This window comes from Streptomyces viridiviolaceus, from assembly GCF_014650995.1.
Classification (GTDB): domain Bacteria; phylum Actinomycetota; class Actinomycetes; order Streptomycetales; family Streptomycetaceae; genus Streptomyces; species Streptomyces viridiviolaceus.
Map to the genome: position 1 here is coordinate 1 of NZ_BMWA01000097.1, position 852 is coordinate 852.

3 protein-coding genes are annotated in these 852 nt (G+C 71.9%); all 3 read left to right on the forward strand.

Annotated elements, in window-relative coordinates; all coding sequences use genetic code 11:
* Positions 1–91: 91 nt before the first annotated feature.
* Positions 92–289: an acyl-CoA carboxylase subunit epsilon gene (locus tag IE260_RS41045; RefSeq protein ID WP_189881023.1), complete on the forward strand. Its 198-nt coding sequence runs from the start codon at positions 92–94 to the stop codon at positions 287–289.
* 19 nt (positions 290–308) lie between these two features.
* Positions 309–773, forward strand: coding sequence for a cobalamin B12-binding domain-containing protein (locus IE260_RS41050; RefSeq protein ID WP_189881024.1), 465 nt, complete (start codon positions 309–311; stop codon positions 771–773).
* Positions 770–852: biotin carboxylase N-terminal domain-containing protein (locus IE260_RS41055; protein WP_373303480.1), on the forward strand; the 83-nt coding region annotated here is incomplete at its 3' end. The genes IE260_RS41050 and IE260_RS41055, both read left to right, overlap by 4 nt.

Sequence of the window (852 nt, forward strand, 5' to 3'; positions counted from 1 at the left end):
CCGCGGCCTGCGCCAACTGCGCACCAAACGCGAAACCCTCCCCCCGAAGAAGCACGGCAACATCCCCCTCTGAGCCCAGCAAGGAGCCGCTGTGACCATCAAGGTCGTACGGGGCAACCCCACCCCCGAGGAGCTCGCCGCCGTGGTCGCACTGTTGTCCGCCGTCGGTACGGCGGGCCCCGCCCCGGCCCCCCGTCGTGCCGGTGCCTGGGCCTCCCCCCGTCTTATCCTGCGGGCGCCGCAGGGCTACGGCCCTGCCGGCTGGCTCGCCTCAGCCCTCCCCCAGTGAACTTCCGATCGGAGAGACCATGAACGCCCTGCGACAGCGCGCAGACCTCGGCGGTGCGGCGGCGCCGCCACGAGTGCGCGTGGTGATCGCCAAGCCCGGACTCGACGGTCACGACCGTGGCGCCAAGGTGATCGCCCGTGCGCTGCGCGACGCCGGCCACGAAGTGATCTACACCGGCCTGCACCAGACGCCGGAGCAGATCGTCGCCACCGTCATCGCCGAGGACGCGCCCGTCCTGGGCCTTTCCGTGCTCTCGGGCGCCCATCTGACGATCGTGGAGCGCGTGATCGAGCTGCTGGCGCGGGAGGAGGCGAGCGACGTTCGCCTCCTGGTCGGCGGCATCATCCCGGACGCCGACGTCCGCGCGCTCGAAGCCATGGGCGTCGCCGCGGTGTTCACCCCCGGTGCGGACATCCGCCGCATCGTCGAGACCGTCGACGCGATCAGCGCCGACCGGACGGACGTACAGGAGGCGGCATGCTGACGAAGGTGCTCATCGCCAACCGTGGCGAAATCGCTGTCCGCGTGGCCCGGGCCTGCCGGGACGCCGGGATCGCGAGCGT